The 21,447-nt window shown below is 62.8% G+C and carries 14 protein-coding genes and 1 tRNA gene; 10 read left to right on the top strand and 5 right to left on the bottom strand.

Annotated features, from left to right (window positions below; translation table 11 throughout):
- Positions 1 to 64 precede the first annotated feature (64 nt).
- Together psaB and psaA are read right to left on the bottom strand one after the other, a co-directional pair.
- Positions 65 to 2,275, bottom strand: a complete 2,211-nt coding sequence (gene psaB / locus ACLM42_RS10065) for a photosystem I core protein PsaB (protein ID WP_247909478.1) — start codon at positions 2,273 to 2,275, stop codon at positions 65 to 67.
- Between the two features lie 19 nt (positions 2,276 to 2,294).
- Complete coding sequence (psaA, locus tag ACLM42_RS10070; protein ID WP_247909479.1) at positions 2,295 to 4,598, bottom strand: photosystem I core protein PsaA; 2,304 nt, start codon at positions 4,596 to 4,598, stop codon at positions 2,295 to 2,297.
- A gap of 684 nt (positions 4,599 to 5,282) precedes the next feature.
- On the opposite strand from psaA, the gene ACLM42_RS10075 reads away from it, so the two are divergent.
- Both ACLM42_RS10075 and cobJ read left to right on the top strand, forming a co-directional pair.
- Positions 5,283 to 6,455: a hypothetical protein gene (locus ACLM42_RS10075; RefSeq protein ID WP_415398966.1), complete on the top strand. Its 1,173-nt coding sequence runs from the start codon at positions 5,283 to 5,285 to the stop codon at positions 6,453 to 6,455.
- Entirely contained in the window at positions 6,452 to 8,233 is a 1,782-nt protein-coding gene (gene cobJ, locus ACLM42_RS10080) for a precorrin-3B C(17)-methyltransferase (RefSeq protein ID WP_415398967.1), read from the top strand. The genes ACLM42_RS10075 and cobJ overlap by 4 nt, the downstream gene beginning before the upstream one ends.
- Before the next feature lie 3 nt (positions 8,234 to 8,236).
- Here cobJ and ACLM42_RS10085 read toward each other — a convergent pair.
- A tRNA-Pro gene (locus tag ACLM42_RS10085) sits at positions 8,237 to 8,310 on the bottom strand.
- Positions 8,311 to 8,393: 83 nt separating this feature from the next.
- Between ACLM42_RS10085 and lipA the strand changes: the two genes are divergently transcribed.
- Positions 8,394 to 9,263 carry a lipoyl synthase gene (gene lipA, locus ACLM42_RS10090; protein WP_247909482.1) on the top strand — a complete coding sequence of 290 codons (870 nt, stop codon included), beginning with the start codon at positions 8,394 to 8,396 and terminating at the stop codon, positions 9,261 to 9,263.
- Positions 9,264 to 9,276: 13 nt separating this feature from the next.
- On the opposite strand, the gene ACLM42_RS10095 is transcribed toward lipA, so the two are convergent.
- Both ACLM42_RS10095 and gltB read right to left on the bottom strand, forming a co-directional pair.
- A complete protein-coding gene (locus tag ACLM42_RS10095; protein ID WP_415398968.1) occupies positions 9,277 to 9,456 on the bottom strand; it encodes a hypothetical protein in 180 nt (59 codons plus the stop codon).
- A gap of 130 nt (positions 9,457 to 9,586) precedes the next feature.
- On the bottom strand, positions 9,587 to 14,170 hold the full coding sequence (gene gltB, locus ACLM42_RS10100; protein WP_415398969.1) for a glutamate synthase large subunit: 4,584 nt from the start codon (positions 14,168 to 14,170) through the stop codon (positions 9,587 to 9,589).
- Between the two features lie 232 nt (positions 14,171 to 14,402).
- Here gltB and ACLM42_RS10105 point away from each other — a divergent pair, with 232 nt between their 5' ends.
- The 7 genes from ACLM42_RS10105 (at position 14,403) to rpsJ (ending at position 21,445) form a co-directional block, all read left to right on the top strand.
- Positions 14,403 to 16,148 (top strand): phosphodiester glycosidase family protein, encoded by a 1,746-nt coding sequence (locus ACLM42_RS10105; RefSeq protein WP_415398970.1) that lies wholly within the window; start codon positions 14,403 to 14,405, stop codon positions 16,146 to 16,148.
- A 31-nt stretch (positions 16,149 to 16,179) separates the two neighbouring features.
- Entirely contained in the window at positions 16,180 to 16,548 is a 369-nt protein-coding gene (locus tag ACLM42_RS10110) for an AIR synthase (RefSeq protein ID WP_415398971.1), read from the top strand.
- Positions 16,549 to 16,617: 69 nt separating this feature from the next.
- Positions 16,618 to 16,992, top strand: coding sequence for a 30S ribosomal protein S12 (rpsL, locus tag ACLM42_RS10115; protein WP_010314630.1), 375 nt, complete (start codon positions 16,618 to 16,620; stop codon positions 16,990 to 16,992).
- Between the two features lie 41 nt (positions 16,993 to 17,033).
- The gene (rpsG, locus tag ACLM42_RS10120) at positions 17,034 to 17,504 is read left to right on the top strand and encodes a 30S ribosomal protein S7 (protein WP_010314628.1); all 471 of its coding nucleotides are present in this window, start codon (positions 17,034 to 17,036) and stop codon (positions 17,502 to 17,504) included.
- 110 nt (positions 17,505 to 17,614) lie between these two features.
- On the top strand, positions 17,615 to 19,690 hold the full coding sequence (gene fusA / locus ACLM42_RS10125; protein WP_415398972.1) for an elongation factor G: 2,076 nt from the start codon (positions 17,615 to 17,617) through the stop codon (positions 19,688 to 19,690).
- A 39-nt stretch (positions 19,691 to 19,729) separates the two neighbouring features.
- A complete protein-coding gene (gene tuf / locus ACLM42_RS10130) occupies positions 19,730 to 20,929 on the top strand; it encodes an elongation factor Tu (RefSeq protein WP_247909488.1) in 1,200 nt (399 codons plus the stop codon).
- Between the two features lie 195 nt (positions 20,930 to 21,124).
- The gene (gene rpsJ / locus ACLM42_RS10135; RefSeq protein ID WP_006910513.1) at positions 21,125 to 21,445 is read left to right on the top strand and encodes a 30S ribosomal protein S10; all 321 of its coding nucleotides are present in this window, start codon (positions 21,125 to 21,127) and stop codon (positions 21,443 to 21,445) included.
- Positions 21,446 to 21,447 lie beyond the last annotated feature (2 nt).

Raw genomic sequence — 21,447 nt, forward strand, 5'->3', positions numbered from 1 at the left:
CCGGCAGAGCCGGGGGCGCTTGGTCGTCCCTCAAGGGGAGCAAGTCAAGGGTTGATCGAAGGGATCAACCGAACTTGCCAGAGGTGGAGGCGATCAAGAAGGCGGCGTAGGTCACGAAGTAGCCCACGGTGAAGTGAGCCAGACCAACCACACGGGCCTGAACGATCGAGAGAGCCACAGGCTTGTCGCGCCAGCCCACCAGGTTGGCGAGCGGGGTGCGCTGGTGAGCCCAGACGATGGTCTCGATCAGTTCCTGCCAGTAACCGCGCCAGGAGATCAGGAACATGAAGCCGGTGGCCCAGATCAGGTGACCGAACAGGAACATCCAAGCCCAGACGGCGAGGTTGTTGCTGCCGAACGGGTTGTAACCGTTGATCAGCTGAGAGGAGTTGAGCCACAGGTAGTCGCGGAACCAGCCCATCAGATAGGTGCTGGATTCGTTGAACTGAGCCACGTTGCCCTGCCAGATGGCGAGGTGCTTCCAGTGCCAGTAGAAGGTGAGCCAACCCACGGTGTTCAGGGCCCAGAAGACAGCCAGGTAGAAGGCGTCCCAGGCACTGATGTCGCAGGTACCGCCACGGCCGGGGCCGTCGCAGGGGAAGGAGTAGCCGAAGTCCTTCTTGTCAGGCATCAGCTTGGAGCCACGGGCATCCAGAGCACCCTTGACCAGGATCAGGGTGGTGGTGTGCAGACCCAGGGCGATGGCGTGGTGCACCAGGAAGTCACCAGGGCCGATCTGCAGGAACAGATCGTTGCCACCGTCGTTGATGGCGTCCATCCAACCACCCATGTAGGCGGCGCTGGCATTGCTAGCAGCGCTAGCGCCATTGGAGAGGAGCACGTCGAAGCCGTACATGGCCTTGCCAGAGGCGGCCTGCACGAACTGTGCAAAGACGGGCTCAACCAGGATTTGCTTCTCGGGGGTACCGAAGGCCACAACCACGTCGTTGTGGACGTAGAGGCCAAGGGTGTGGAAGCCGAGGAACAGGGAGACCCAGCTCAGGTGGCTAATGATCGCTTCTTTGTGCTCGAGCATCCGAGCAAGAACGTTGTTCTTGTTGGCCTCGGGGTCGTAATCACGGATGAAGAAGATCGCACCGTGAGCGAAGGCACCGCACATCAGGAAGATGGCGATGTACTGGTGGTGGGTGTAAAGGGCAGCCTGCGTCGTGTAGTCCTTGGCGATAAACGCATAGGACGGCATCGAATACATGTGCTGCGCCACCAGGCTGGTCACAACGCCCAGGGAAGCCAGGGCCAGACCAAGCTGGAAGTGGAGCGAGTTGTTGATGGTGTCGTAAAGACCCTTGTGGCCAGCGCCCAAGTCACCAGGGGTGCCGTTGGGGGGGTTGTGGGCTTCGAGGATCTCGCGGATCGAGTGACCGATACCGAAGTTGGTCCGGTACATGTGACCGGCGATCACGAACAGACAGCCAATCGCCAGGTGGTGATGGGCAATGTCGGTCAGCCAGAGGGCCTCACTTTGGGGGTGGAAACCACCCAGGAAGGTGAGGATCGCGGTGCCAGAGCCTTCTGAGGTACCGAACACCTGATAGGCAGTGTCGGGGTTCTGGGCGTAAACGCCCCAGTTACCTGTGAAGAAGGGAGCCAGGCCTGCCGGGTGAGGCAGCACGTTGAGGAAGTTGTCCCAACCCACGTGTTGACCCCGGGATTCGGGGATGGCGACGTGGACCAGGTGACCAGTCCAAGCGATCGAGCTGAAACCGAACAGAACCGCGAGGTGGTGGTTCAGGCGGGATTCAGCGTTCTTGAACCAGGCCAGGGAAGGCCGGAACTTGGGCTGAAGGTGCAGCCAACCAGCGAACAGGGCCCAAGCCGACAGGATCATCATGAAGATGGAGCCCTGGTACAGCTCGGCGTTGGTGCGCATGCCGATGGTGTACCACCAGTGGTACACGCCGGAGTACGCAATGTTCACCGGGGAGGAGGCGCCTGCCTGGGTGAAGGCAGTGATGGCGCCTTGGCCGAAGTGGGGATCCCAGATCGCGTGAGCGATGGGACGGACATGCAGCGGATCGGCGACCCACTGCTCGAAGTTGCCCTGCCAGGCGACGTGGAACAGGTTGCCCGAAACCCAGAGGCCGATGATCGCAAGGTGACCGAAATGGGTGGAGAAAAGCTTTTGGTAAAGCTTTTCCTCCGTCATTCCGTCATGGCTCTCGAAGTCGTGAGCCGTGGCGATCCCGTACCAAATACGACGGGTTGTCGGGTCCTGTGCCAGACCCTGGCTGAACGAAGGAAATTTCGTTGCCATTGGGAAAGGTCAGGAGAGGTCAGCCGACCGCAATGATGCGGGCCAGGAAGAACGACCAGGTGGTCGCGATGCCGCCCAGCAGATAGTGGGCAACACCGACGGCACGGCCCTGGGTGATGGAAAGCGCCCGCGGCTGAATGGCGGGAGCAACCTTCAGCTTGTTGTGAGCCCAGACGATGGACTCAATCAGCTCTTGCCAGTAGCCGCGGCCACTGAACAGGAACATCAAGCTGAACGCCCAGACGAAGTGGGCACCAAGGAACATCAGACCGTAGGCACTGGTGGCGGAGCCATAGCTGTTGATCACCTGTGCGGCCTGAGCCCACAGGAAATCACGCAGCCAGCCGTTGATCGTGATGGCGCTTTGGGCAAAGTTGCCGTTGGTGATGTGGGACACGGAACCGTCAGCGTTGACGGTGCCCCACACGTCGCTCTGCATCTTCCAGGAGAAGTGGAAGATGACGATCGACAGGGAGTTGTACATCCAGAACAGGCCCAGGAACACGTGGTCCCAAGCCGACACCTGGCAGGTACCGCCACGGCCGGGGCCGTCGCAGGGGAAGCGGAAGCCGAGGTTCGCCTTATCGGGAACCAGGCGGCTGCTGCGGGCATACAAAACACCCTTCAGCAGGATCAACACCGTCACGTGAATCGTGAAGGCGTGGATGTGGTGGACCATGAAGTCGGCCGTTCCCAGGGGGATCGGACCGGCAGCAACCTTGCCGCCCACAGCAACCACGGTGCCGTTGAAGACCTCGCTGACGCCGGCGAGGGCGTTAGGTGCGGTGCTACCAGCAGCAGAGGCGTGCAGACCCTGGATCCACTGCGCGAAGACGGGCTTCAGTGCAATGGCGGAGTCACTGAACATGTCCTGGGGACGGCCCAGGGCACGCATGGTGTCGTTGTGGATGTAGAGGCCGAAGCTGTGGAAGCCGAGCCAGATGCACACCCAGTTCAGGTGACTGATCAGGGCATCGCGAGCCTTGAGCACCCGATCGAGCACGTTGTCCACATGCTTGGCGGGGTCATAGTCGCGAATCATGGCGATGGCGGCGTGAGCGCCAGCACCAACGATCAGGAAGCCACCAATCCAGGTGTGGTGGGTGAAGATCGACAGCTGCGTGGGGTAGTCGATGCCGATGTAGGGATACGCAGGCATCGCGTACATGTGCTGAGCGACGATGATGCTCAGTGAGCCCAGCAGAGCCAGGTTCACGGCCAACTGAGCGTGCCAGCTGGTGGTCATGAACTCGTAAAGGCCATCGTGACCTTTGCTGGCGGGGAACAGCAGGGGGTCGCCCTTCTGGCCCTCGAGGATCTCCTTGATGCTGTGGCCAATGCCCCAGTTGGTCCGGTACATGTGACCGGCAACGATGAAGAGCACGGCGATCGCCAGATGGTGGTGAGCGATATCGCTCATCCACATGCTGCCGGTCACAGGATTCAGGCCACCTTTAAAGGTGAGGAAATCGCTGTAAGCAGCCCAGTTGCCGGTGAAGAAGGCATTGATGCCTGCACCGAAACCTGGGAACAGCTGAGCCAGCAGGTCCTGGTTGAAGAACTCGTGGGGCAGTGGGATATCCGCCACGGTGGCGATGGTCTTGCCATTGAGCGACAGGGGGCTGCCGGCATCGATGGCGTCCATCAGCGCGGTGGTGGGCAGAGACACATGGATCAAGTGACCCGCCCAGGACAAGGAACCCAGACCAAGCAGACCGGCCAGATGGTGGTTGAGCATCGACTCAACGTTCTGGAACCACTCGAGCTTGGGAGCTGCCTTGTGGTAGTGGAAGACGCCCGCATTGAGCATCAAACCGGCCATCACCAGAGCACCGATGGCCAGGGCCATGAGCTGGGTTTCAGTGGTGATGCCCCAGGCCCGCCACACGTGGAAGAGGCCTGAAGTGATCTGGATGCCGTGGAAACCGGCACCCACATCGCCGTTAAGGATTTCTTGGCCGAAGACAGGCCAAACCACCTGCGCACTGGGTTTCACGTGCGTGGGGTCGGCGAGCCAGCCGGAGAAGTTGGAGAAGCGAGCACCGTGGAAGAAGGCGCCGCTCAGCCAAACAAAAATGACAGCCAGGTGACCGAAGTGGGCCGAAAAAATCTTCCGGCTGACCTCTTCGAGATCGCTGGTGTGGCTATCGAAGTCGTGAGCGTTGGCGTGGAGGTTCCAAACCCAGGTTGTGGTTTTGGGACCTTTGGCAAGGCTGCGATCGAAATGGCCGGGCTTACCGAACAGTTCGAAGGTGGCCGGGTTGTTCACCCGGTCGACCTGGGCCTTCGCCGTTTTCCCACGCTCTGGTGGGCTGATGGTCATCGAGAGGTTCCTCGAGGGACGGGGTCGAGGTGGAGGTCCACCCTTCTGGCCAGGCAATTCGACGAATCAAAGAGCCGCCAGTGGAGCCACGGACGCAAGCCGGGAGCTCGCGCCATGGGCGCCGGGCCAAGAAAGCCTGTTACGACCGAGGCCGAAACCGCTCTTCCTGACTGGCGCTTTGGGCCCCAATACGGGGACCGCTGGCGGAAGTATAAAAGCGGAATCCAAGCCTCTCGGCCTGGCAGTTACAAAGGTTCAACCCGGAGCCGAGCCAGTCAGGGACTGAGTTCTCACGGGAGCAAAGAATCATCAATTTTTCTCAGATTACCCCGCTCTTGTTAAGCAAATCAGGCCATTTCAAGGGATCTATTTATCGAGAATGCATTAGTCCTTCCGGTCAAATAGTCCGCAAACCTGCAGAATGTGTTCAGTCATTTGCCCGAACGAGTGGGGAGAGGCAATCGCATGTGCCAGTCAGCACTGAAGGCCATCTCGGCCGTGGTGCTTGCGGTGTTGCTCATGGTCACCAGTGGCTGCACATCCGGCGCCAGCGCAAGAGGGAGCAGGAGCGAGGTCTCCCCAGTCACAAGCTCAAAGCCGAGTGGAGAGCTGCAGGAAGTTGCCCCACCAGGAGCAGTTCAACAACTAAGGGAAAGGTTGAACGACCGGGCACCACAGATCGACGTGTTGGCCCCCGCAAATGACAGCAGCCTTCCCGCCGGTCCCTGGACGCTGAAGCTCAACGTTCAGGACTGGCCCCTCTATGAAGACGAGAAAAACGGGCTAGGCCCCCACCTGGTCGTCCAACTGGATGATCAGCCGCCCCTGCGGATTAGCAGCAACACAGAGGCCCAGGCGATTGCCATGCCGGAGCTCAGCCCAGGCAGCCATCGCCTGACCGTGTTCGCCGCCCGGCCCTGGGGGGAGGTGGTCAAAGCACCCGGCGCCAGTCAGCAATTGCGCCTGCATCGGGTCGCCCGCAATCCATCTCAACTTCCCAGCTCTGGCTCGCCGCAACTGATTGCGGCCAGTCCTTCGGACCTGCAGCACAGCGAACCGGTTCTGATCGACTGGCTGCTGATCGACGCACCGCTGCAGCACCTCCGGGATGACGACGCCCGTTGGCGTCTGCGGGTCAGCGTCAACGGCGACAGCTTCCTGGTGGATCGGCAGACACCCCTCTGGCTCAAGGGCCTGAAACGGGGCAGCAATGCCGTTCAACTGGAACTGCTGGATGGACGGGGTGATCCCTTAAACCCGCCGTTTAACAGCGTGGTTCGTGAGGTAGTCATCGACACCAGCCCCAAGCCCAGTTGGCAGCAAGCCAGTCTCAGCGCTGAAGCCCTCGCGGCCCTCAGTGGCACGCCGACACCCGAACCCGAGGCCAGCGGCGCCGTGGTTGTTGAGAAAGCAGCAGTTCCTCAGCCCGCACCGCCGGAACCTGCCGAACCGCAGGCGACTGAAATCGAACCCCCAGCAGTAGCTCCGGAGACTCCTGCGGCACCAGTCAGCGAGGCCCAGCCCGAGGTCGCCAAGACGGAACCCAGCCCAGAGAAGCCCGAGGAACCTCAACCCGCCGCAGAGACACGGACTCCATCGCCGGCTTCAATGGGCGAGGCCGAACCCACGCCAGCAACCAGTCCCAAGCTGACTCCCGCGCCGTCACCGGTTCCAGCGCCAGAACCTGATCCAAGCGCTGCCCCCGCGCCTGCTGCGACAGCGAGCACGGAGCCACGAACGGCTCCCAGTAGTCGCCTGGGCGGTTCGGCCCGAGATTTGGTCAGTAGCGACGGCTCCCTGATCGAAGCCCAGCCCAAGGGCCCCTTTGGCGGCCTGAAGGCGAAGCTGGGTGGATGAACGACAGCCTGATTTGGGGTTTCAGCCTCAGCGCCAGCGGCCTGCCGCTGCTGCGACGCCTACTGCAATCAGGCGACATTGACCGTCTGGCCAGCCCGGCCAATGGCAGCCACTGGGAAAGCGGGGAACTGCAGACCCTGCTTCAGGCCAATTGGAGCGTGAGTCGTGCCTTTGTAGCCGTCGGGGCCTGCGGTGCCATTACCCGTCTGATCGCCCCTCAGCTCAGGGACAAAGCCAGCGATCCGGCGGTGGTCGTTCTCGATCCCAGCGGACGCTTTGCGATCCCCTTGCTTGGGGGACACGAAGCAGGCGGGGAGTCCTTAGCCCAGACCCTGGCGGCCCGCTGCCAGGGAGAAGCGGTGATCACCGGAGCCGCCCATGGCGAAGGCCGTGTCGCCCTGGACAGTTTCGGTCAAGCCTGGGGCTGGAAACGGAACGGCGGCCCCTGGAACGAGCTGATGAAGGCGATCGCCCGGGGGGAAGCACTGGCCAGCCAACACCTACAGGGGAATCCCCGCTGGCAAGAGCTCCCGGGCCTGGCCCCAGGGCAAGAGCAGGCCACACAGGAGCTCTCAGTTGGCATCACGGCAGAGCGAGGCTGCCGCTGGCACCCGCCCAGCGTTTGGCTGGGCATGGGCTGCGAGCGCAATACCAGCCTGAGCCTGCTGGAGCGCTGCTGCGACAGTTTGATCCAGCAAAACCAGATCGCACCGGAAGCAATCGCTGGCTTGGCCAGTGCCGATCGCAAGGCCGATGAACCAGCGCTGCTGGAGCTGGCGGAACGTCGCGGCTGGCCCCTGCGCTGCTTCAGCGCTGAACGCCTGGCTCCTGTGGCTGTGCCCAACCCATCCGCGGTAGTGGCCGCAGAACTGGGGACGGCCAGCGTGGCAGAAGCCTCGGCCCTGCTCGCCGCGGGCCCTGACGCGAGGCTGCTCGCGGAGAAACAGATCACCCGCGCCGAAGCCGAGGAGCAGGGGGCGGCGACCGCAGCATTAGCCCAGGCCGCAAGCCAGTGGGCACCCCATCGCGGCCAGCTGCACCTGATTGGCAGTGGGCCCGGACGCCTGGACCTCTTAACCCCCGACGCCAAAGCGGCCTTAAGTCAGAGCTGCGTCTGGGTGGGCTATGGGCTCTACCTGGATTTGCTCGAACCGCTGCGGCGGCCGGATCAACTACGCAGTGACGGGCAACTCACGCAGGAGCGGGAACGCTGCAAAGAAGCCCTGAGACTGGCCTGCGAGGGACAGACCGTCTCCTTGATCTCCTCGGGCGACAGCGGGATCTACGGAATGGCCGGTCTAGCCCTGGAGCTCTGGCTGGAGCTAGATCCAGCCGATCGACCCAGCTTTGAAGTCCACCCCGGCCTCTCGGCCCTACAGGTCGCCGCAGCCCGGGCAGGGGCACCGTTGATGCACGACTTCTGCACCATCAGCTTGAGCGACCGTCTAACGCCCTGGGCTGTGATCGAAAAGCGCCTGGAGGCAGCGGCCGCAGGCGACTTTGTTGTCGCTCTGTACAACCCACGCTCCAAAGGCAGGGATTGGCAACTGGAGCGCGCCCAGCAACTTCTACTCACCGGCAGATCCGAGACCACCCCTGTGGTCCTGGCGCGCCAACTGGGCCGCCCCGACGAGCAGGTGACCCTGCACGAACTGGGTAGCCTTCCCATCGAGCAGGTGGACATGCTCACCCTGGTGATGGTGGGCAACAGCAGCAGCCGCGCAGAATCTGGCCAGATGGTTACCCCGCGGGGGTATCCAGGCGCTGAGCTGCAGTGAGAATCGGGATGACAGGATTCGAACCTGCGGCCCCTTCGTCCCGAACGAAGTGCGCTACCAAGCTGCGCTACATCCCGATGGGCGGAGTGTAGGAGATGGTGGCCCAGTCGCTTCCTAGAGTCAGCAAGCCCTTTGGTGCCTTCGGCGCGCTCAAGATCCCTTGCTGAAACCCGACTGGCTGCGCGTTAAAGCTCCCCAGCGGGAACGCATCGGTGAGGTGGCCGATCTGCTGCTGGATCTCAAACTCAACACCGTTTGCCAGGAAGCCAGCTGCCCCAACATCGGCGAATGCTTTGCCGGCGGCACAGCGACCTTTTTGATCATGGGTCCGGGCTGTACCCGGGCCTGCCCTTACTGCGATATCGATTTCGATAAGAGCGTTCGCAGCCTTGATCCGACCGAGCCCGAGCGGCTGGGCGAAGCCACCGCTCGGCTTGGCCTCAAGCATGTGGTGATTACCTCGGTGAACCGGGACGACCTCAGTGATGGCGGAGCCAGCCAATTCGTGGCCTGCATCGAGGCCGTTCGCCAGCGCTCTCCCCAGACCACCATCGAGCTCTTAATCCCCGATTTCTGCGGGGACTGGAACGCCCTGGCCACGGTCATGGAGGCCGGACCCGATGTCCTGAACCACAACATCGAAACCGTCCCCCGGCTCTACAAAAAAGCCAGGCCCCAGGGCATTTACGAACGCTCCTTGGAGCTGCTGCTGCAGGTGCGGGAGCGCTGGCCTAAGGCCTACAGCAAATCCGGGTTAATGGTGGGCCTGGGTGAGAGTGATGAGGAGGTCATGGAGACCCTGCAGGATCTGCGCGAGCACCGGGTCGACATCGTCACCATCGGCCAGTACCTCTCCCCAGGACCAAAGCACCTGCCGGTGGATCGCTTTGTCACCCCCGAGCAATTCGAGCGCTTCCGGCTCCACGGCGAGCAAGAGCTGGGCTTCCTGCAGGTGGTCAGCACTCCCTTGACCCGCAGCAGCTATCACGCCGGTGAGGTGCAGCGACTGATGCAGCTGCACCCTCGCTAGGGCTGGCTTAGGCCTAGGGATCCAGCAAAAATTCGGCTTCCAATGCCTGGGCCTCGGGGCTCTGGCCCAGCGCATCCAGGCGTTGATTAACCAGGCTCACAGGGGCGTCTAAGCGAACACAGTGTTCGAGCAAGGCCAGTGTCATCTGGCGTGCGAACAGCTGCTGAAAGGGTTGGGCGAACTCAGGAGGCATGGCTCCGTTGCAGGTGCCAGAACGCTATGGAAGGTCTCAGCTTGCAGCGGTCGGGCCAGCCGAACCAAGGGGTGGGGTCAGCCGACCCCCTGGTGCAGCAACCGAACGCAATGGACGGTGAACCGGCGGCTTAGGCCGCCACCGCCTGCCGCTCAGCCAAGCCGACGTTGGCCTTCTCGCTGGGGGGGACGAGGACCTTGAAGCGCTCCTTCCAGCTGGACCAATCCGCAAGGATCGCGGCGGCCTTGGTGCTGCCGGTGGCTGAGACATGAGCCTCCAGCAGGGGCTTGAGCATGGCCTCCTGCTCCGGGGTACTGAGGGCACAGATCTCGACGATCTCGGGGTTCACCCGATCGCGCAGACCACCAGTCTCGTCCAAAACAAACGTGACTCCACCGGTCATGCCGGCGCCGACGTTGCGGCCAGTGCTGCCGAGCACCACGACCACACCACCGGTCATGTATTCACAGCAGTGGTCGCCGGCACCTTCCACCACGGTCTTGGCACCACTGTTCCGAACAGCGAAGCGTTCGCCGGCGCGGCCGAGGGCAAACAGCTCACCGCCGGTGGCGCCGTAGAGGCAGGTGTTCCCGAGGATCACCTGAGCACCGGGATCATTGCCGCCCGCAGGGGGAACCACGGTGAGGCGACCGCCGTTGATGCCCTTGCCGACGTAGTCGTTGGCTTCACCCACCAGGCGCACATTCATGCCCTGAACGGTGAAGGCACCGAAGCTCTGACCAGCAGCGCCCTCATAGGTGAGGTCGAGCTGGCCCTTGAAACCGGTGTTGCCATGGCGTGCCGCGATCTCACCGCCGAGGCGGGCGCAGACGCTGCGATCGGTGTTGATGATCGGCAGGGTCCGGGCCAGCTGGCCGTGGTTCTCGATGGCGGCCATCAGCTCGGCGTCAGCCAGCAGCTGATCTTCCAGGATCACGCCGTTGCCATGGGCTGCCTCGGCATGACGCAACCAGCCGCGATCAGCCGCCTGAGGGATGGGATCCAACAGGCAGGAGAGGTCGAGGGCCTTGGTTTTGGCCAACTGCACGGCGCGGGGCTTCAGCAGATCCGAGCGGCCGATCAGGTCCTCCAGACGGGCCACGCCCAGGACGCTCATCAGCTGACGCACCTCCTCAGCCACAAACAGGAAGAAATTGACCACCTGCTCCGGCAGACCGGTGAAGCGCTTGCGCAGGGCTTCCTTCTGGGTGGCCACCCCGACCGGGCAGTTATTGGTGTGGCAAACGCGGGCCATGATGCAGCCCTCGGCGATCATCGCGATCGAACCGAAGCCATATTCCTCAGCACCCAGCAGGGCCGCAATCACCACATCCCAGCCGGTCTTCAGGCCGCCGTCGGCCCGCAGCAACACGCGATCGCGTAGGCCGTTCTCGAGCAGGGCCCGGTGCACCTCGGTCAAGCCGAGTTCCCAGGGACCGCCAGCGTGCTTAATCGAGCTCAGGGGCGAGGCGCCGGTGCCACCGTCATGGCCAGAGATCTGGATGACGTCAGCATTGGCCTTGGCGACACCCGCCGCGATAGTGCCGATGCCGATCTCGGCCACCAGCTTCACGCTCACCTTGGCGGCGGGGTGCACCTGGTGCAGGTCATGAATGAGCTGCGCCAGATCTTCGATTGAATAGATGTCGTGGTGGGGCGGGGGTGAGATCAGAGCCACCCCAGGCTTGCTGTTTCGCAGCCAGGCGATGTAAGGGTCGACCTTCGGACCCGGGAGCTGTCCGCCTTCACCGGGCTTCGCGCCCTGAGCCACCTTGATCTCGAGCTGCTTGCCACTGCGCAGGTATTCGGGGGTGACCCCGAAGCGACCCGAGGCGATCTGCTTAATCGCCGAGCAGGCCGTGTCGCCATTGCGGAGCCCCTTGATCGAGGGCAGGGTGGCCGAGAGGCCCTCCGCATTCACGTCGCCGAGGACGTTAAAGCGTGCTGGGTCTTCACCGCCCTCACCGCTATTGCTCTTACCGCCGATGCGGTTCATGGCCACCGCCAACACCTCGTGGGCTTCGCGGGAGAGCGCACCCAGGCTCATGCCACCGGTGCAGAAGCGCTCACAGATGCTCTCGATGCTCTCGACCTGATCGAGGGGAAGCGGCGTGGCGGCGGGCTGCAGTTCCAGCAGATCCCGCAGGGCCGTGACCGGACGGTTCTCCACAAGGGTCTTGTAGGTGGAGAAGTGGTCGTAACCAGGGCCCTGCTTGATGGCTGCGTGGAGCGCCTTGGTCATCTCCGGGCTGTTGAGGTGGTACTCGCCGCCCGTGCGGTACTGCACAAAGCCCATGAACTCGAGCTTGGTGCGATTGAGTTCTGGGAAGGCCTTGGCGTGGAAGGTCAGGGTCTCGCTCGCCAATTCCGCCAGGCTCAAGCCAGCCACACGGCTGGTGGTGCCCTTGAAGGCCCGCTCAATCAGATCCGCACCGACACCGATCGCCTCGAAGATCTGAGCGCCGTGATAGCTGGCCAGCAGGGAAATGCCGATCTTGGAGAGGATCTTGCGCAGACCGTCTTCCAGGGCCTTGCGCACATTCGCCTGGACCTGATCTGGGGTGAGGGCCGGCAGTTTGCCCCGTTCGATCAGCTTCTGGGTCTTGGGATGAGCCAGCCAATGGCGGGTGGTCTCCCAGGTCAGCCAGGGGCAGACCGCGCTGGCGCCATAGCCAATCAGGCAAGCCAGATGGTGAGTGCTCCAGCACTGGGCGGTTTCAGCCACCAGGGAGGTCTGCAGCCGCAGACCTTGCTTCAGAAGGTGATGGTGAACCGCACCAACCGCCAGCAGGGGCGGGATATAGGAGGTCGTCGCCGTGATCCCACGGTCGGAGAGCACCAGGATCTGGTTGCCGCTGCGCACTGCGGCTTCCGCGTCGCTGCAGAGCTGGGCCAGCGCCACCTCTAGGCCAGCTGGTCCGCCGCTGATCGGCATCAGGGTCGAGAGGGTGCGGCTCGCAAGTCCCTGTTGGGTGGCTGCCGCCAGCTCGGCCTCGTTGAGGATCGGGCTGTTGAGATGCAGAACCTTTGCAGCTGAAGCATCGGGCTTGAGGGGGGAACCCCGCTTACCCAGGTGCATCTCCAGGCTCATCACCAGCTTCTCCCGCAGGGGATCAATCGGCGGGTTGGTGACCTGAGCGAAGCGCTGTTTGAAGTAGTCGTAGAGCAGGTGGGGCTTATCGGAGAGCACCGCCAAGGGGATGTCATCGCCCATGCAGTAGGTGGGCTCCTTGGCGGCACCGGCCATGTCCTCGATCACCAGATCGAAGTCCTCGGCGGTGAAGCCAAAGGCAGTTTGCTGCTGCAGCAGCTCGAGATCCCCCAGCTGTCGCTCCTGCATCCAGGGCAAAGCGCTCAAGGTGCGGCGATGCTCAGCCAGCCACTGGCCATAGGGGTGACGCGACGCCACCTCCTGCTTGACGTCCCAGTTGTGGAGCAGACGGCCGTTCTCGAGGTCGACAGCCAGCATCTGGCCGGGGCCAAGACGCCCCTTCTCGATGATCCGGCTTTCTTCGAGCTCCACAACACCGGTTTCAGAGCCCATCACCACAAAACCGTCACTGGTGATGCAGTAACGGGCGGGCCGCAGACCGTTGCGGTCCAGGGTGGCGCCGACGCTGCGGCCATCGGCAAAGACCAGCAGGGCTGGACCATCCCAGGGTTCCTGGGTGCAGGCCGAGTACTCATAGAAGGCTGTGACCTCTGGCTTATCCGCCAGGGCAGGCTGATCGCGGAAGGCCTCCGGCACAAGGGTGAGCAGGCTCTCGGTGATCGGGCGACCACTGCGTACCAGCAGCTCCAGGGTTGCATCGAGGTTGGCGGAGTCGCTGAAGGCGGCATTCACCACCGGCTTGAGATCAGCAGCGGCATCGCCCCAAACCGCATCAAGGTCCGCTTCGGCGGCCCGAGCCCAGTTCAGGTTCCCCAGCAGGGTGTTGATCTCCCCGTTGTGGCCGAGCAGACGCATCGGCTGGGCCAGGGGCCAGCGAGGCAGGGTGTTGGTGCTGAAGCGACGGTGATAGACCGCAAAGCTCACTGCAAAGCGCTCATCGCGGAGGTCGCCATAGAAGGCGGAGAGAACCTCCGAGCGAACCATGCCCTTGTAGACAACGGTCCGACCGCTCAGCGAGGCGAAGTAGAGGTCGCTAGGCACCGCACCCCAGACGCTGCGGGCGCGATCACCACAGCGGCGCCGCAGACGGAAGAGCAACGCTTCGAGGGCATCGCCGTCGCACTCCGCGGAGAGCAGCCACTGCTCAATCACCGGAGCGGTCCCGCGGGCCAAAGGACCCAAGACGCTGGGGTCGACGGGGACCGCGCGCCAGCCCAGGCTGCGCAACCCCAAGGACTGTGCTTCCTCGTCGCAAAACGCTTTGGCCTGATCGCGCTTGCCGGCCTCGGCAGGCAAGAACACCATGCCCAAACCCCGAGTAGCGCCGGATGTGCCGGCGGCTTCAGGCCAGACCGCCTCGAGATAGGACCAAGGAATGCCGCAGAGAACGCCTGCACCATCACCAGAGTCGCCGTCGCCGCCGCAGCCGCCGCGGTGCTCCATGCAGTCCAGGCCACGCAGGGCCTGCTTCAGCACCCAGTGGCTGGTCTCACCCTTGAGGTTCGCCAGGAAGCCAACGCCGCAAGCGTCCTTCTCGCCAGCCACCTCGAGCGGAGCGGGGCTGTCGCAATGGGGCCAAACAGGACGAGAAGACAGCGGCATAGCCCAGCGACAACAGGTCTATCGGTAGTAACGAAGCAGCCGGGTCGACGGCCTGTTCTGAAGGCCTTCAGTCCCGCCGAACCGAACGGAAGGCGACGAATCGCCCTAAACCGCGGTCCCGCTGCGAACTTCTGAATCTAAAAGCTGGACCACCTTCAGCGAAAGTCAGTCCTGGCGGAGCGCCGCAACCTCGCTAGCGTTTCTGGACCCAGTGGGCTGCTTCATGGCATTGATGCCCGTTCTGGCAGCCCTGCATCCGGGGATTCCGCTGCTCCCGCCGCCGCCTCTGCCCGCCGAGGAGAGGCCGATTCGGCAAGCGGAAGGGTCCCTGGTTCGATCCAATGGCCTGACCCAACCAGCCCGCTGGCGCATCGAGCGTGGCGAACTGTGGCTCACCCTCGAATTTCTCGAGAACCAACTCGGAGTCCATCGCTCCAGCGGCGAGAGAGGCGGCCTGCAGCTGGAGTGGTTTGGTACCGAGATCAGCCTCTCCTCGAGACGGCAGAAGTCCCTCGGGGATGAAGTCGCCGTTCCCGTCAGTGATCTGATGCGCCGGGTTGGCGTCCGCTTTGCGCCGTTTGGGAAAAAAGAACTGAGCTTGGAGCTGCCCGCCCGTCCGCTTCAGGCGGTGCGCGCCCGGGACAACGGGATCAGCGGCAAGCGGGTGGTGCTGGACCTCAGCGCCCCGGCCCTGGTACGCAGCGACGATGGCCAACTGGCCATAAGTGCCGACAGCAACCGAGAGCAGCTGCAGCAACTCGCACGGCTGGGGCTGAACCCCCGCCAAGAGCGGGGCTGGCTGCTGCTGAAAGCAGATGGAGAGCGTCTGACCCTGGGGCGCCCTTGGCGCCTGGTCCTCGACCTACCCGGTGACACCGCCCTCAGCACCCTCAATCGGCCCAGCGCCAATGCAAAGAACACCGCCCTGGCAACGCTGCAACGCCAAGGCCTGGTGCTCAATCGAACGGTCGGCCGCATCGGCAACCGCCAAGTTCTGATCAACAGCGTCCAGCTCGACCCCCGCCGGGTGCCTGTCGATATCCGCCCCCTGAACCGCCCTAACGGAATGAAGGGACTGAGCAGCCTGAGTCAGCTGGCCCGCAATGAATCAGCCCTGATTGCGATCAATGGAGGGTTCTTCAATCGGGTCAACCGGCTTCCCTTGGGGGCACTGAAAGACAACGGGCAATGGCTCTCAGGACCAATCCTGAACCGGGGGGCCGTGGGCTGGGGTGATGGTGAACTCCCTGAGTTCGATCGCCTGCGGCTCCAGGAGAGCGTGCTGGATCAACGCCAACAACGTCTGTCACTGGTCAGCCTCAACAGCGGCTATGTCCGAAAGGGAGTAGCTCGCTACACCGAGGACTGGGGGCCTCGCTATCAACCCTTAACGGGTCAGGAGCTGGGCTTCGTGCTCCGCGATGGCGTGGTGCAACAGCGCATCGAAGCCATTCCCCAACCCGGGGTCCCGCTGCGCACCGGTGACGTGCTCTTGGTGGCCCGGGGCGGAGTCAAGGTCGACTGGCAGCCGGGGGAGCGACTGGTCCTCAGCAGCCGCTCGACGTCCATCGTTGGAGACAAACCCTTTGTTGTCGGCGGCGGACCGCTGCTGTTGCGTTCAGGGCTCGTGGCACTCAATGGCCAGGCGGAAGGGTTCAGCCCAGGCTTCATCCGCCAGGGGGCGCCGCGAACCGTCATTGCCAGCGATGGACGCCAGCTCTGGCTGATCACCCTGCAAGGGGTGAACAATGCCGGTCCGACCTTGATGGAGACGGCCTTGCTGCTGAAGCAACAAGGTCTCAAGGAGGCCCTGAACCTCGACGGTGGCAGCTCCACCGGCTTGGTCCTTGCGGACGTTCAAACCGTGAAGGGGCGCGGGATTGCCGGATCGGTGCACAACGGCATTGGACTGATCCCCCGCATACCGCTACCGATGCCGAACCGCCCACCCGCAAGGCTGGCCTCCAGCCCGCCCTGACACACTGATTCGACCCAGCCATTCTTTTGCCATGCCCAAGGGCCAAGGCATGCAAGTCACCGCAGCGGCTGCCGCAGAGCTCGGCCGCCAAGCGGCCGTCGCCGGCACCCCGGGGATGATGCACCTTGACCTGGTGGATGGCAGCTGCGAGCGCTGGGTGATTCGCATCCGTCCCGGCCGTCTGGCAGGCGTTCCCGTGGCACGCGCCGATGGGATCACGCTGTTCGCCCCCGGCGACCAGGAGGAGCGACTCAACACCCTCGAGCTCGACTATCGCGGTGATCTCAGCGGGGGCGGATTTCTGATCCGCACCGGCCGTGACCACCGCGTTTGCGCTTGTGGTGCGGCCTTTGGCCCCGCTGACGAACCCTCTCCGGGTACCAGCACCTCGACAAAGTAATGTGGCGGATTGTCGAAACGGTCGGCTCCCCGACCTCGCTTCCGGCCCCTCGAAAACTCCCGGCCCTCGATGCCCACGATTCAGCAGCTGATCCGCAGTGAGCGGACGCGCCTTACCCGCAAGACCAAGTCGCCCGCACTGCGCTCCTGCCCTGAGCGCCGTGGTGTCTGCACCCGCGTTTACACCTCAACCCCCAAGAAGCCCAACTCGGCTCTGCGGAAGGTGGCTCGTGTGCGCCTGACCTCCGGCTTCGAGGTGACCGCCTATATCCCCGGTATCGGCCACAACCTTCAGGAACACTCCGTGGTGATGATCCGCGGCGGTCGTGTGAAGGATCTGCCCGGCGTCCGCTACCACATCATTCGCGGCACCCTGGACACCGCTGGTGTGAAGGACCGTCGTCAGTCCCGCTCCAAGTACGGCGCCAAAACCCCCAAGGATTGATCTCCTTCGACGTTCGTTTCTGACTTCCTCCCCTTAGCTCTATGTCACGCCGCAACGCCGCTGAGAAGCGCCCGGTTCTCCCCGATCCTCAGTTCAACAGCCGTTTGGCAACCATGATGGTTGCTCGGCTGATGAAGCACGGCAAGAAGTCCACCGCCCAGCGGATTCTTTCCGACGCCTTCACGCTGATCAACGAGCGCACCGGCAGTGACGCCCTCGAGCTGTTCGAGACCGCAGTGAAGAACGCCACTCCCCTCGTGGAAGTCCGCGCTCGTCGCGTCGGTGGTGCCACTTACCAGGTGCCCATGGAAGTACGCCAGGAGCGCGGCACCGCCATGGCCCTGCGCTGGCTGGTCAACTTCTCCCGCGCCCGCAACGGCCGCAGCATGGCCCAGAAACTGGCTGGCGAACTGATGGATGCCGCCAACGAAGCTGGCAGCGCCGTCCGTAAGCGGGAAGAGACCCACAAGATGGCAGAAGCCAACAAGGCCTTCGCCCACTACCGCTACTAAGCCTCACCGGCAGGGCCGCGAGCGGTCCTGCTGCTTCTCGGGTCGGGTGAGACCGACTTGTAGAGTGACGCCCGCTTTTTTGTCGATCCCACCCTCCGGAGACCTGCCCCGTGGCTCGCGCTATTCCCCTGGAACGCGTCAGGAATATTGGTATTGCGGCACACATTGATGCCGGTAAAACCACCACCACCGAACGAATCCTGTTCTATTCAGGTGTGGTGCACAAGATCGGTGAGGTGCATGACGGCGCCGCCGTGACCGATTGGATGGCCCAGGAGCGCGAGCGGGGCATCACCATCACCGCTGCTGCGATTTCCACCAGCTGGAACGACCACCGGATCAACATCATTGATACCCCTGGTCACGTGGACTTCACCATTGAGGTGGAGCGCTCCATGCGTGTGCTGGACGGTGTGATCGCCGTCTTCTGTGCTGTGGGTGGTGTTCAACCCCAGTCTGAAACCGTCTGGCGTCAAGCGGATCGCTACAGCGTTCCCCGCATGGTGTTCGTCAACAAGATGGACCGCACGGGCGCTGACTTCCTTAAGGTGCACGGTCAGATCAAGGACCGCCTGAAGGCCAACGCTGTCCCCATTCAGCTTCCCATTGGCGCTGAGGGTGAACTGAGCGGCATCATCGACCTCGTCAAGAACCGCGCCTTCATTTACAAGGACGACCTCGGCAAGGACATCGAGGAAGCCGATGTGCCCGCCGACATGAAAGATCTCGTCGAGGAGTGGCGCGCCACCCTGATGGAGACCGTTGCCGAAACCGACGAAGCCCTGATCGAAAAGTTCCTCGAAGAGGGTGAACTGAGCGAGGCTGAACTCGCCAAGGGCATCCGCGAGGGCGTTCTGAAGCACGGCCTGGTGCCGATGCTGTGCGGCTCCGCCTTCAAGAACAAGGGTGTTCAGCTTTTGCTCGACGCCGTTGTCGACTACCTGCCTGCCCCCGTAGATGTGCCCCCGATCCAGGGTGTGCTCCCCAACGGTGACGAGGCCGTTCGTCCCTCCGATGACAGCGCTCCCTTCAGCGCCCTGGCGTTCAAGGTGATGGCCGACCCCTTCGGCAAGCTGACCTTCATCCGGATGTATTCCGGAGTGCTGCAAAAGGGCAGCTACATCCTCAACTCCACCAAGGACAAGAAAGAGCGCATTTCTCGTCTGATCGTGCTCAAGGCCGACGACCGTGAGGAAGTGGACGAGCTGCGCGCCGGTGACCTCGGCGCTGTTCTGGGTCTGAAGAACACCACCACCGGCGACACCCTGTGCGTCGATTCCGATCCGATCATTCTGGAATCGCTCTACATCCCCGAGCCTGTGATCTCGGTGGCTGTGGAGCCCAAGACCAAGGGCGACATGGAGAAGCTCTCCAAAGCCCTCCAGTCCCTGTCCGAAGAAGACCCCACCTTCCGGGTCTCCACCGATCCGGAGACCAACCAAACCGTGATCGCCGGCATGGGCGAACTCCACCTGGAAATCCTGGTGGACCGCATGCTTCGTGAGTTCAAGGTCGAGGCCAACATCGGCGCCCCTCAGGTGTCCTATCGCGAAACCATTCGCGGCAGCGCCAAGGGCGAGGGCAAATTTGCCCGTCAGACCGGTGGTAAGGGCCAGTACGGCCACGTGGTGATCGAAATGGAGCCCGGCGAGCCGGGCACCGGGTTCGAATTCGTCAACAAGATCGTTGGCGGTGTCGTGCCCAAGGAGTACATCGGTCCGGCTGAGGCCGGGATGAAGGAAACCTGCCAGTCCGGTGTGATTGCCGGTTTCCCCCTGATCGATGTCCGCGTCACCATGGTCGACGGGTCGTACCATGACGTCGACTCGTCGGAGATGGCGTTCAAAATCGCCGGCTCCATGGCCTTCAAAGACGGCGTCAAGAAGTGCAACCCTGTACTCCTTGAGCCCATGATGAAGGTCGAGGTAGAGGTTCCCGAGGACTTCCTTGGAAGCGTCATCGGTGACCTCTCATCGCGCCGCGGTCAGGTTGAAGGTCAGTCCATCGACGATGGGCAGTCCAAGGTCCAGTCCAAGGTGCCCCTGGCCGAGATGTTCGGCTACGCCACCCAGCTCCGATCCATGACCCAGGGTCGGGGTATCTTCTCGATGGAATTCAGCCATTACGAGGAAGTTCCTCGCAACGTGGCAGAAGCCATCATCTCCAAGAATCAGGGCAATTCCTGATCTTTTTCCTACCCATTTACCCCCCGATTCTTTTTCATCATGGCTCGCGAGAAGTTCGAAAGGAATAAGCCCCACGTCAACATCGGCACCATTGGCCACGTTGACCACGGCAAGACCACCCTCACCGCCGCCATCACCAACGTGCTGGCCAAGAAGGGTCAGGCGAAAGTGCAGAACTACGCCGACATCGACGGTGCTCCTGAAGAGCGTGAGCGCGGTATCACCATTAATACCGCTCACGTCGAGTACGAGACCGCTGGTCGTCACTACGCCCACGTGGACTGCCCCGGCCACGCGGACTACGTGAAGAACATGATCACCGGTGCTGCCCAGATGGACGGCGCCATTCTGGTGGTGGCCGCCACCGACGGCCCCATGGCCCAAACCAAGGAGCACATCCTCCTGGCCAAGCAGGTGGGTGTTCCCGCTCTGGTTGTTGCACTGAACAAGTGCGACATGGTCGACGACGAGGAGATCCTCGAGCTCGTCGAGATGGAAGTGCGTGAACTGCTGAGCAGCTACGACTTCCCCGGCGACGACATCCCCGTGGTGAAGGTCTCCGGCCTCAAGGCCATCGAAGGCGACGCTGATTGGGAAGCCAAGATCGATGAGCTGATGGATGCGGTTGATTCCGCCATCCCCGAGCCCGAGCGTGAAGTCGACAAGCCCTTCCTGATGGCTGTCGAAGACGTCTTCTCCATCACCGGCCGCGGCACCGTGGCCACCGGCCGCATCGAGCGCGGTGTGGTCAAGGTGGGCGAGGAAATTGAGATTGTGGGTATCAAGGACACCCGCAAGACCACCGTCACCGGTGTGGAAATGTTCCGCAAGCTGCTCGATGAGGGCATGGCCGGCGACAACGTGGGTCTGCTGCTCCGCGGCATCCAGAAGGAAGACATCGAGCGCGGCATGGTGCTCGTGAAGCCCGGCTCCATCACCCCTCACACCAAGTTCGAGGGTGAGGTCTACGTGCTGAAGAAGGAAGAAGGCGGCCGCCACACCCCCTTCTTTGCTGGCTACCGCCCGCAGTTCTACATCCGTACGACCGACGTGACCGGTCAGATCACCGCTTTCACCGCCGACGACGGCTCCAACGTGGAAATGGTGATGCCCGGTGACCGCATCAAGATGACCGGCGAGCTGATCTGCCCCGTCGCCATCGAGCAAGGCATGCGCTTCGCTATCCGCGAAGGCGGCCGCACCATCGGTGCTGGCGTGGTCTCCAAGATCATCGCCTGATCCTGCTGGTCCGGCCTCGGCCGTGATCTAGGGTTGAGGGGTGGAGCTGGTCTCCACCCCTCTCTCGTGCACCTCGACAATCCAGCTGCTTTGGGTTTGTTCCGGTTCCCCGGCACCCAGCGCTTCCCTTCCTGCGCCTTCATCCTTCAAGGATCAAGCCAGAACCGTTGAACGCTTAACGACGTCAGACACTCCATGTCCACCGCTATTGCCCAGCAGAAGATCCGCATCCGCCTGAAGGCGTTTGATCGCCGCATGCTGGATCTGTCCTGCGAAAAAATCATCGAAACGGCTGATCACACCGCTGCTACTGCGATCGGTCCGATTCCCCTGCCTACCAAGCGCAAGATTTACTGCGTACTGCGCTCGCCCCACGTGGACAAGGACTCCCGTGAGCACTTCGAGACCCGCACCCACCGCCGGATCATCGATATCTACAGCCCTTCGGCCAAGACCATCGACGCGCTGATGAAGCTCGACCTACCCAGCGGCGTTGACATCGAAGTCAAGCTCTGATT

The organism is Synechococcus sp. W4D4 (genome assembly GCF_047716805.1).
Lineage (GTDB): Bacteria > Cyanobacteriota > Cyanobacteriia > PCC-6307 > Cyanobiaceae > Vulcanococcus.

What these genes read in the sequence shown, in the direction of transcription:
- cobJ (WP_415398967.1), top strand. Translation starts at nt 6,452, where the DNA reads ATGAACGACAGCCTGATTTGGGGTTTCAGCCTCAGCGCCAGCGGCCTG.
- gltB (WP_415398969.1), bottom strand. Translation starts at nt 14,170, where the DNA reads ATGCCGCTGTCTTCTCGTCCTGTTTGGCCCCATTGCGACAGCCCCGCT.
- psaB (WP_247909478.1), bottom strand. Translation starts at nt 2,275, where the DNA reads ATGGCAACGAAATTTCCTTCGTTCAGCCAGGGTCTGGCACAGGACCCG.
- ACLM42_RS10105 (WP_415398970.1), top strand. Translation starts at nt 14,403, where the DNA reads ATGCCCGTTCTGGCAGCCCTGCATCCGGGGATTCCGCTGCTCCCGCCG.
- ACLM42_RS10095 (WP_415398968.1), bottom strand. Translation starts at nt 9,456, where the DNA reads ATGCCTCCTGAGTTCGCCCAACCCTTTCAGCAGCTGTTCGCACGCCAG.
- ACLM42_RS10110 (WP_415398971.1), top strand. Translation starts at nt 16,180, where the DNA reads ATGCCCAAGGGCCAAGGCATGCAAGTCACCGCAGCGGCTGCCGCAGAG.
- rpsL (WP_010314630.1), top strand. Translation starts at nt 16,618, where the DNA reads ATGCCCACGATTCAGCAGCTGATCCGCAGTGAGCGGACGCGCCTTACC.
- tuf (WP_247909488.1), top strand. Translation starts at nt 19,730, where the DNA reads ATGGCTCGCGAGAAGTTCGAAAGGAATAAGCCCCACGTCAACATCGGC.
- psaA (WP_247909479.1), bottom strand. Translation starts at nt 4,598, where the DNA reads ATGACCATCAGCCCACCAGAGCGTGGGAAAACGGCGAAGGCCCAGGTC.
- rpsJ (WP_006910513.1), top strand. Translation starts at nt 21,125, where the DNA reads ATGTCCACCGCTATTGCCCAGCAGAAGATCCGCATCCGCCTGAAGGCG.
- rpsG (WP_010314628.1), top strand. Translation starts at nt 17,034, where the DNA reads ATGTCACGCCGCAACGCCGCTGAGAAGCGCCCGGTTCTCCCCGATCCT.